This window comes from Paenibacillus sp. FSL L8-0333, assembly GCF_037965665.1.
Lineage (GTDB): Bacteria > Bacillota > Bacilli > Paenibacillales > Paenibacillaceae > Paenibacillus_AQ > Paenibacillus_AQ odorifer.
This window is the reverse complement of sequence record NZ_CP150186.1, coordinates 5,106,617-5,117,581: the sequence shown is the minus strand read 5'-3', so window position 1 is coordinate 5,117,581 and position 10,965 is coordinate 5,106,617. Positions and strand designations below refer to the sequence as shown.

Annotated in this window: 10 protein-coding genes; all 10 read left to right on the top strand. The window is 35.4% G+C overall.

Going from position 1 to position 10,965, the window contains the following annotated elements; all coding sequences use genetic code 11:
- Positions 1 to 12 precede the first annotated feature (12 nt).
- On the top strand, positions 13 to 1,410 hold the full coding sequence (locus NYE72_RS22895; protein ID WP_339210498.1) for a glycosyl hydrolase: 1,398 nt from the start codon (positions 13 to 15) through the stop codon (positions 1,408 to 1,410).
- A gap of 115 nt (positions 1,411 to 1,525) precedes the next feature.
- On the top strand, positions 1,526 to 1,768 hold the full coding sequence (locus NYE72_RS22890) for a hypothetical protein (RefSeq protein WP_339210496.1): 243 nt from the start codon (positions 1,526 to 1,528) through the stop codon (positions 1,766 to 1,768).
- A gap of 820 nt (positions 1,769 to 2,588) precedes the next feature.
- Complete coding sequence (locus NYE72_RS22885) at positions 2,589 to 3,671, top strand: hypothetical protein (protein WP_339210494.1); 1,083 nt, start codon at positions 2,589 to 2,591, stop codon at positions 3,669 to 3,671.
- 100 nt (positions 3,672 to 3,771) lie between these two features.
- Positions 3,772 to 4,647 (top strand): ATP-binding protein, encoded by an 876-nt coding sequence (locus NYE72_RS22880; protein ID WP_339210492.1) that lies wholly within the window; start codon positions 3,772 to 3,774, stop codon positions 4,645 to 4,647.
- 82 nt (positions 4,648 to 4,729) lie between these two features.
- A complete protein-coding gene (locus tag NYE72_RS22875) occupies positions 4,730 to 5,290 on the top strand; it encodes a hypothetical protein (protein ID WP_339210490.1) in 561 nt (186 codons plus the stop codon).
- A 276-nt stretch (positions 5,291 to 5,566) separates the two neighbouring features.
- Positions 5,567 to 5,728: a hypothetical protein gene (locus NYE72_RS22870; RefSeq protein WP_339210488.1), complete on the top strand. Its 162-nt coding sequence runs from the start codon at positions 5,567 to 5,569 to the stop codon at positions 5,726 to 5,728.
- A 64-nt stretch (positions 5,729 to 5,792) separates the two neighbouring features.
- Entirely contained in the window at positions 5,793 to 5,957 is a 165-nt protein-coding gene (locus tag NYE72_RS22865) for a hypothetical protein (RefSeq protein WP_339210486.1), read from the top strand.
- A 56-nt stretch (positions 5,958 to 6,013) separates the two neighbouring features.
- A complete protein-coding gene (locus NYE72_RS22860; protein ID WP_339210484.1) occupies positions 6,014 to 6,856 on the top strand; it encodes a hypothetical protein in 843 nt (280 codons plus the stop codon).
- Positions 6,857 to 7,060: 204 nt separating this feature from the next.
- Positions 7,061 to 9,169, top strand: a complete 2,109-nt coding sequence (locus NYE72_RS22855; protein WP_339210482.1) for an AAA family ATPase — start codon at positions 7,061 to 7,063, stop codon at positions 9,167 to 9,169.
- A complete protein-coding gene (locus NYE72_RS22850) occupies positions 9,166 to 10,920 on the top strand; it encodes an ATP-dependent helicase (RefSeq protein ID WP_339210480.1) in 1,755 nt (584 codons plus the stop codon). The genes NYE72_RS22855 and NYE72_RS22850 overlap by 4 nt, the downstream gene beginning before the upstream one ends.
- Positions 10,921 to 10,965: the final 45 nt, after the last annotated feature.

The following is a 10,965-nucleotide window of genomic DNA, read 5'->3' as shown; positions in this document are numbered from 1 at the left end:
GAGGTTATACTAATGAAAAAGCTAATTCTTTGTTTTTTCACGGTTTTAATTACACTGACTGGCTTAGCATTATTTCCTAGCAATGTAGTTGAAGCCGCCACGCCTGTAAATGGAAACGCCACCAGAAAGGCCAAGGATGTAATAAACTATATATACAGTTTATCTGGTAATTACACATTGTCGGGTCAGCATGATAAACCGGGGGACGTTTCTTCAACATTCAATAATGTCAAGAACATTACGGGCAAGTATCCTGGTTTATGGGGAAGTGATTTGGGGTTTGCTTCATCAGGGCTGGATACAATGAACAACCGCCAAGGAGTTGTAAATGAAGCAAAAAACAAGTGGGCTTCAGGTTCCTTGGTCACGTTAACCTGGCATATGATACGCCCTCAAGATAACTCTCCCAATACTTTTGAAGGTAGTGTAAAAGGGCATCCTCTAACAAATAATGAATGGTCACAGATCGTTACTCCTGGCACAACTCTATACAACCAGTTTATTACTCGAATTGACGAAGCAGTTCCATATCTGAAGCAACTTCGTGATGCTGATGTACCAGTTTTATGGCGGCCATTTCATGAAATGAACGGAAACTGGTTCTGGTGGGGAGGTAACACAACATATTCCAAAAAACTATACCAAATTATGTATGATCGCTATAGTAATACACATGGATTAAATAATTTGATATGGGTCTGGAATGTTGATCGCCCGTCCAATGGCGCTCCAGCAAGCTATTACCCGGGAAGTAACTACGTAGATATTCTGAGCATGGACATTTATGATAATGATTTTAATAGTTCGTATTACAATACGATGGTTTCACTGGCCGGGAGTAAACCGATTGCCCTCGGAGAAGTTGGACAATTACCCACATCAGCAATACTCAGTTCCCAACCGAAATGGGCCTATTTTATGGAATGGACAGAGTACCTCACAGGGTATAACTCAAATTCCTCAATTCAATCTCTTTATAACAGTACCAAAGTCATCTCTCAGGGAACTACACCGTTTTACAAAGTTTTGTGGAATCAAATCACATCTCATACAGCGAATATTACGTTTGATTCACAAAATTCAAATTATTTCGAAAGCTGGCCTACTCGAGTGATACGTAGTTCAGCAACCAACGAGGAGATCGTTTGGAATCAAAATAGTATGAGTTCGTTTAAATTGTATGGATACTACTGGAATTCTGAGGCAATATCCCATTTTAGTTTTTATACTTCGAGTAACGGAACGAGCTGGAGTCAGGCTTCACCTGCTATTACAGGTGGTAGCGGAACATGGCAGAGTTATGTTTACACTCTTAGTGGCTTATCCAATGTTAATTATGTAAAAGTCCGTTGGAATAATACTTCAGGTCAAGCATGGAGCCCACAAATTGCTGCAGTAACAATTAATTAATTGGAACGTGATAAACTGAAATGGTAACTTATAAGCAGTCATTTTCCATATCTGAGTGGAATGACTGCTGTTTTCTTGATGGTTTTATTTCCTAAACTAATTTGCTTTATTAAATTTGATACTCCAGTATACCGGAGAGGTCAAAGCTTTAGGCCGTCCGGATATTATTAAGACCGCTGTGAATCATCCGGTAGACCTGATTCTCCCGCTGCCGGGTAATGTAATTCCGGCAGATGAATCAGCCAAGCAGGCTTTCCTAGTCAATCTGGCAATCTATGTCGAGCACAGCGACGACGAGAAGGTGCTGCTGCAGCCGGAAACGTCCAGTATCGGCGAATCAGCTGGGGCTGAAGTTTAGTGTCAGCAAATTCAGTATCTTTACTGTCCTGAATATTGCGAACTGGGCGGCTTCACGCCAACACCATGAAATGAAAAGGTCATGGATTGTAAATCTGTGTTTTCCATAATGAAAGTGGAAGTTACAAGCCAAAACTTTTTTAGTAGGAGTTAGAGATGGTTAGCAGAAAAAAACTATCAAAGTTTATTTTCAATCTGTTTTTGGTAGGCTAACGGGTCACGAGGGAAGCGTCTGCGTTTCGTAGATTCGTTCACCGACAACGTTCTTGGTTAAAGGCATCACAAGAAACTAGTTGCAACCTTGGCAAGAGATTCTGTTAGTTTAAAGAATCATCAATGGGACGAAAAACTCACCACAGCGAAGAGTTTGTTCGTTCCAACTGCGGCGTCCCTTCGTTCGCCGGTATTTTGTTTTCGCTTGACGAATATAACGTTCATGGTCATTATTCGTAAGTGGAACTCAGGGCGAATCGTAGCAGGTAAAAAGCCCTTTTCAAATGCTGTGGGTATAGTTTTAGAAGCTGGATACCAGTACGACATCTTCCTTTCAGGTATACGTTTTTTGCATACAGGGCAGCAAACAGTGCATGCAAAGCCGTGACCGTTGCAGGAGCAAGCAACCGCACTTTTTTAAATCGGGATCTGCCAAACAAAACAGCGCATAAGAAAGGTTATGCGCTGTTTTCACGGAGAACAGATACATTCATTTTTCAATAATTTGATGCATTTGCATAGTTCAAATTAGTCAGGCTGTGTTAGTATAGGTCCTAATAACAATGCTGTAGGAGGAATTAACCTTTTAATAAAGGGGGGAAAGTCAATTGTTTAAACTGAATAAGCAACATGGACGTATGATTGGAAAGATTAAAAACAAAGAAAACGTTACGAAATCAGCGCTTGCCTCGTTGAGAATAGCGATTAAATCATATTTTAAGACTTACCAGGTAGCCTCAGAGAAAGACATAGTTAGGAATATGTATGTTGAGGAAGACGATGCCTTCTACGAGTTTTCTATGGAGCAAATTGATTTATTCTGTGACAATACAGATTATCAAGAAGTTTATCTACAATGTATATTCCACTTCCATCACTTTTTTGAACTTTTACTGAAAGATGTTCTGGCAAGCGTGCATCCAAAACTAGCCTATAAGGTAAAGCTCGACGGTGACAACTCTGCTTTAATTCTCGATATACTCTTAAACAAGAACTCAAGAGACTTAACAAAAGATAATACTGCAGAATTCATGACATCATTAAATCGAGTAATAAGCCTAATGAAACTCAATGATGGTACTATTCCAATAATATCAAAGGTTGTTAGTGAAAATAAGCAAACACTAGTAGATTTAAACCAATTAAGAAATAGTGTTTGGCATAAAGGCTTGTACGTCCTACGAATTAACGAATTGGATCAGTTTATTTCTCAAAATATACTACCTTTAGTGATGAGATGTATAACTAGCAGTGACTACAGTGGTTTGGAATCTTATTGGAAATATAGAAAAGCTCCATTAGATCCAATAGCTGAAATAATAAGATCAGGTATAGATAAAATAGATTATAAGCGTATTGCTTTTTTTAAAGCATATGGACTTGCCTGCTACACAATACCCCCCTGGAAATTTAATTTTGATCAAATCGAAGAAAGAGCTCAAGCAATTGTGAATGCTATTCACGATATGGATGTTGCTACATGTTTTGTTTGCGATAAAGAAACGCTTCTTGTTAACACGGAAACTGACTTTGATACTGACGAAGAAGGGGCTCCTTTAAGTATATGGGTCAAGTCTATTGCTGCAGAATGTTTGAGTTGCTCCCTGAAAATATTTCCCGACGTTGGAGAGCCTGAGTATTATGGCGTTAAGTGTGGTGAAATATGGAAATACGAAGACATCCTTACCTAATAAAAATATAGATTATTATGTGAAAAATAATATTTATTAAAAGCGAGGAGATTCCTCGCTTTTTGCTGATTACAGTCATCACATAGAGAGGTGAAGAAGCTTGTTGAAAGTTGCTGGGGAATTAAGGGATATTAACCAAATTCATGAGTGGCTAAATTCTTGTGCACTAAGTTATCATCAAATGAAAATGAGGGATACAATAACAGTTGATTTATCGCTCCTAAATTTTGTAACACCTTTGGGATGCACCGCGTTACTATCCAGCTTATGTTTTCTAGATAAATATTTTTATTTGGACACGTTGGTACCACGTATTCAACGAATAGAAGATACGAATGTTGTTAGTTATATGGAAAGGATGAATTTTTTTCAGCTATGCCCGAATGACGTAAGGTTGGCTTTTGAATACGAATTAGATATGGGGACTTTGTATAATCGAAAACGTTATAATAAGGAGGATTCTTTAAACGAAATTACCTTATGCAGTTCTGATACGGATGTAGAAAAGTTTGATAGTTCCTTAAAACGAATTTTAAGAAATAAGGGGATAGCAGCAAACCAGGTATCTAATATCAGTCGTATTGTGACAGAACTAGGGTTAAATTCAGTTGAACACGGCAAATATAATGATGTGGTTTCATGCTTTTATTGCGTACAGTCTTATAGAGGGGGGAAAATGGGGATTGCTATTTGTGACAATGGAATAGGGATTGTAGAAAGTTTGGAGTCTCATATTGATTCTTTTGATGACGATGATGTAGTAAGACAAGCGATTTTTACGAATGCGTCTTCACGAGGCGAGGGAAGAGGAAAAGGTTTACCAGATGTTCGAAATGTTGCGTTGATGTTAAATAATGCCGAATTCTATTTACGAACTCATAAAAGTGCTTATCAAGTCTTTAATGATAGAGTTGTACCTCTTGGTAAGGGGAATTACTTCAATGGTACGTATTATTATATTGTAGTAAACCCTTGACTTGAAACGATTAAAATTGATATATTATTTATCAAGTAGATTTCAAATTTTATTTTGAAATCAAATAGAATGGTGGATATGTATGATATATTTAAACTTATTGAGTGAAGGGCATGAGACGGTTAACTTACTGTTTAGACCAAAGTTAATTCCAATTAGGGAACGATTAATGGAACAAATGAAAATGGCTTCTTCAGGAACTGTTTTTTATTATGATATGAATCAGGTGGAGGGTATTAATGGCTCAGGAGCAGATGAACTTATTGTAAAACCTATTCGAGAGTTTATGAAGCATTACAAAACTGATGATAAGTATCTTGTTTTAATGAACCTGAGTAAAGAACATGACCATATCTATAATATTGATTTAACCCTCAAAGAAGAAGAAGTGACAGTGGTTGGCAAGCAAGAAGATGAAGTTGCTATCATGGGGAATATAGGAGATTCGCTTAAAGAAATTCTTATAATTGCAAATGAACTTGGTGAGGTAACTGCACGGGATATTACTGATCGATTGGATAAGAGACTAAATTTAACCAGTACACAGCTAAATAAATTAAATGAAATGCGGTTGTTGAAGCGCTATGAAGTCCAGCTTGAAGAAGGCGGTAGACAATATGTTTATCGCAGTTTGTTTTATTAATGGAGGAATACTCCATTTTTAAAACAATCGACTTCAAAATTGTATTTGAACTCTCTGCAAAAGAGAGTTATAATTAGATCAGAGTTCAAAATCGAAATTGAAATCGAAGCTGTGGAGGAATCAGTGATGGATAAAACAAAAAATCGCAGGTTCGTTTGTCGAGAACCTACGATTTAATGGATAGTAATACCGACGTGCTTATTTATGGAATTAGAGGTGATTTCATAATATCACGATGATGATTTTTCAACAATACATCATATTATGAAGGGAAAGATGATTTTGCTGATTTGCCGTAAGTTTATTACTCGTAAAGACGGTACTCGAGTTTATGCAAGTCAATTAGGCCTTGAAGCAATTTGTTTCGAAGTCTCTGAAGAAAAGCATCAGGCTTATCTTGATAAACAAAAAAACAAAGATGAAAAGGATAATAAATAAGACTTTAATAGTGTTTTTTTAGGTAGAAGTACATTACTTGAAATATAAAAGGTGGGTGAGTAGATTGGCTAAAAATTCTGGTAGTGGTTTCCGTAAAGGCGCTGTATCAAAACGTTCTCAGTTCCAAGCTCCTAATGGGAACTTTGTGAAAAGAGATACATCAACAGGTCGTTTTGTGGATCAAAAAACTTCGGGTGGAGCTTTCAAGGGCGTGCGAAAGGAAGATTAGCTTATTACTGGAGTGGATAAAACTCCACTCCTTAACTTAATTTTGGAGGGACTATATTGGCTGAATGGTTAATAAATTATCTTCAACATAATTGGATAGATATGATTAAAGATGTGCTAATTGGCTTAATATCAGGTTTAATTTTGACCCAAAAAAGTCAGAATGATGGCATTAACAATCATACCACTGTACGAGAGAGTATACATTACATAACTCAGACAGTTGTTACAGCCTCTCCAAAACAACCTAGAAGAAGATATAACAATCGAAACACATCAGACGATGATAATTCTATTTTTGGAGTAATTGCCATAGTTGGGGTTGTATTATCATATTTATATGTAAAGTATCACTCGGAACTAATGAACTTTATGGCTAGCTTAATAATTATTGGTATTGTTGGTACTTTGACCGTTGCTGTTAAATTGTATAGAAACAATTGTTATGACCAACTAAATCGTTTATGGACAATACAGCTATTTGGAATATTAGTCTTTGATTGCATCCAACTTTTTGTAATGTCGAAACAGGATGTTTCAATAATTTCTACAATTAGTTTCTCGGATTTCATTAGTTCAGCTGGGATAGACCGAATTGCTAGATTTGGAATAATTGGTGTCGGATATTTGTTAAGTCTTCTGCCAAATATCCTCCTTTTTATTCTATTAATCCACATGCTTTCTGTGAATTTGAACCGTGCATTTAATGATAGAATAACGGCATTTTTCATAAGGCGTACTGTTAAGTTTACAAGCAAGCCATACCATATGTTATTTGCAGTGATTTTGTTTTGTGGCTTCTCATTGTTATACTCAACTGGGTATGTATATGACTTCATTGAGAAACAACAAGTGAATACAATGAGCTTTATTGAACAATCAACGAAACTGAAACAATAATAAAAACCAATATTAAGATGATTATGATAATTGGGAAACCCGGAATATTTATTGGGTTTCTTTTTTTTGTTCAATAATAAGCACTGCTCTGTTTAACGTTAAATTCAGATGACTTAAACCTATATCGTAGCTGAAATCTATGGTAGAATTTTGAAAAGAAGAGGTTTGAAAATTCAACGTTAATCAGCAAATTGGAGGTTTATTATGCATATATCAAGCTTGAAAATTAGGAACTTTCGGAACTTTAAAAAGGCATGCTTTGTTTTCAAAGATGGAGTAAATACAATAATAGGAGCTAATGGATCTGGTAAAACAAATGCCTTGTATGCGTTAAGACTTATAATTGATGAAAATCTACCGAGATCTTCAACAAATCTTCTTGATACAGATTTCAATCGCTCCCTCGTAAGTTGGCGTGGGCACTGGATCGTTATTAGTCTTCATTTTGAAAATCTTTCTGACGAAGATTCTTCACAGGCTCTAATTTTTCAAGGTACCCACACTCTTGAAAATAGTGGATCATTAAATTTATACTTCAGACCGAAGTATGAAGTACGGAAGAAGCTATACGACATGACGGAGGAATGGGCAGATGATGCGGAATTTCTAAACTATCTTTCTTCATTAAAGATTAATAACTATGAGTCGGTTTTGTTTGGTAGGGGATCAGCTGACTTTTGTGATGATGAGACTTATAAAACACTAGTTGGGGATTTTACTAATTTTAGTTTTCCAAATCCTGATGAAGAAGATAGCGTTTTACTCGGAACACCAGCAAACCAATTTATCTTCAAAAATGATTTTGCTTGTACTTATGCGAAAGCACTCAGAGATGTTATTGGGGATTTGAAAAATCCAAGAACTTCACCATTACTCAGATTATTAAGCAATCTTAATATTGATGAGTCAAGTACGGAAGCAGTCAGTAGTACTATTAGAGATTTGAACCTACACATAACAAATTTACGTGAAATTAAAGAATTGGCGGTTGGAGTATCCCAGTCACTACACAGAACTGTAGGACATACATATGCACCTCGAATAGAGATTAATTCTAATTTGTCAGATGATTTTAAGCAAACATTAAAGGCGTTAAATATTCGAGCGGGTGAACTTATGGATGAGGACTATATTGGTGATTTAAACGAGATGAGTCTTGGTGGTGCCAATTTACTCTATTTAGCATTAAAACTTGAGGAGTACAGTAAGCTTGACCATGATCAAAATAAAGCAGCGCACTTTCTGTTAATTGAAGAGCCCGAAGCGCATTTGCATAACCATATTCAAAAGACTTTGTTTCAAAAATATCATTATCATGAAAATACCCAGATAATATTAACCACTCATTCAAGCCATATCTCTTCATCCAGTTCTTTAAATTCTGTAAACATCGTTTACCTTCAAAATAACTGCTGTGAAGTATCCCAACCTAGTACAGGACTAGATGTTAATGAAGTAAGAAAGATAGAGCGTTATCTTGATGCTACGAGATCAACACTGTTATTTGCAAAATCAGTGATACTTGTAGAGGGCGATGCAGAACTTATACTTATTCCAGAAATGGTGAAGAAGGTATTCGGTATAACATTGGATGAGATTGGAGTTAGTATCATTAATGTTGGTAGTACTCAATTTACAAACATAGCACGCCTATTCTCTGAAGAAAGAATTAAAAGAAAATGTGCTATCGTTACTGACAATGATCTCTCAATAGTTCCATTAAATGATGTTAATTACGCAGATAAAGACTTTCAAAAAAAGTGCGGAGATTCTCAATCAGCTGGAGAACTTCGAAAACAAAAGTTGGATGATTTTTGTGTGGGTAATGAATATCTTTCGGTCTTTTATGCCCCAAATACTTTTGAAGTCGAGTTAATAAAAGTAGGGAACAAGGAAATTATTGAGAATGTAATTCGAAATGATATATATCAGCGGGTAGGAGATCAAAATAATGCCGTTGCAAAAATTAGAGATCGAGATATCAGCATCTACGGAAAAGAGATATTACGCTTAGCCAAAATGGAGGGTAAAGGCTGGCTGGCTCTCGCTATTGCAGCACGTCTAGATGAGAGTACTGTCATTCCCGATTATTTACTGAATGCAATAGCCTTTGCTGCCTCAATAGATACAAGACATATACTCTCAATAATTCAGTACCATTTAGGAAATGCTGGTTACGAAAGCTTGGTAAATCATGTGGAATTTTTATATGGAGCAAACCCTTCTGTTGCTAATATTGTTGACTCCTTCTGCCAACTGAATCAAGATAGCATTATTACAAAATTCATAATGTTAAGGGGGCAATATTATTGAATCTCCTTAATTTGCTAAATGCTGAACAGAAAGAGGTTGTAGAATATAATGATCATATGTTAGTTGCTGCATGTCCAGGTAGTGGGAAAACACGGACACTTGTTGCAAAGTTGATTTATGAAGGAGCTAAGCTGAAGAAAAATCAAAAAATTGCAGCTATTACGTATACAAACCTAGCGGCTGAAGAGATTGAGCATAGATTAGAGTCTAATTGCATTGAAGATCAATTTTACTGGGGAGGTACAATTCATTCTTTTTGTATACAGTGGGTTTTGAAGCCGTTTTCGTATTTGGTTGAGGAATTAAGGTATGGTTACTCCTTTATTGATGAAGAACATTCAGAAGAAATTATTGATAGTATTAAGAACACTATGCAGTTAGGCAACATAAATTATAGTACACGCCGTAATGCAAATGGTGAATTAGCTAATCTAAATAGTGATAATGATTTGTTACTTAGAGAGTACGATCGCAGATTGAAGGCTGAGCGTCTCGTTGACTTTGATCTAATTCTGTATTATTCATATAGAGTATTAAGAGACAATACTTCGGTAGCAAAAAATTTGTCTACTATTTTTAAATGGTTACTTATAGATGAATATCAAGATACGCAAGAATTACAGTATTTAATCATAGGTGAAATAATAAAGGCTAGTGGAAATCGATCTAAGTTATTATTTGTTGGTGATCCGAATCAAGGTATTTATCAAACACTTGGAGGAGTCTCAAAAACCAAACAAGAAATAGAAGCATGTATTGGTGGCTATAATATTCAGGAAAAAAACCTAATGGGTAACTATAGGTCAACACAACAAATTATTGATATTTATAGAAATTTTCAAATCTATGGAGAGAGAATTGAAGCAAAGGGAGAAAACAAAAATAATATTTCGTTAATAACTTACAATAGTGTTGTATCCGTTGGTGATCTAGCAACTTTTATTAAAGAAATAATATATGACCTACATGATAACAAAGGTATTCCATTTAAAGAGATAGCTGTGATCGCTCCTCAATGGATACCACTAATTAATATGGCAAGAGCAATTAAACAAATAGCTCCTGAAATTCCTTTAGATGCTGTTGGCTTGTCTCCCTTATGTAGAGATGATAATAATCTTTTTTTTCATCTTTCTAAGTTATTCTTATCCACTCCTGCACCAGACAAAGTTATAAAACGCATAAAATGGGCTAAACAATTTTGGGAGTTATTTGTAGCGAAAATTCCCGAAATGGTTAATATTGAATTTACTCCACAGAAAATATTGAAAATATGTAATTCATTCACATCTGTTACTGTACTTGGAGTGGATTATTTAAAGGAAGCATTTTTATATTTTTTTAGTAGGTTGAATGTAGATATTAATATGTTTCAAGTTTTACTGTTGGAACTAAATGAATTTGAAAAAAAATGTTTAACTAAGCAAAGAAGGATTGGACTAGGAGATTCGATATCAGTATATAGAAATGGGTTTGCTAAATCAGGAGGTGTAACTTTTATTACCTCACACAAATGTAAAGGGCTTGAGTATGATACAGTAATAGGATTTTGTCTTTTATGGGGCTACCTTCCTCATTGGAATAATATATTCACCCGTGAAATTGATGAAAATGAAATTTCCAAGAAATTACTTTATGTTTTATCATCGAGGGCTAGAAATAATTTAATATTAATAGCCGAAACAGGAAGAAATACAAACAGAGGAACACCTTATAATGCAAATCGTCACTTAGTACAAGTATTTAGATAAAGATGTGGAGCATCCAAAAATCTGGATATTGCTAATAGACGATAA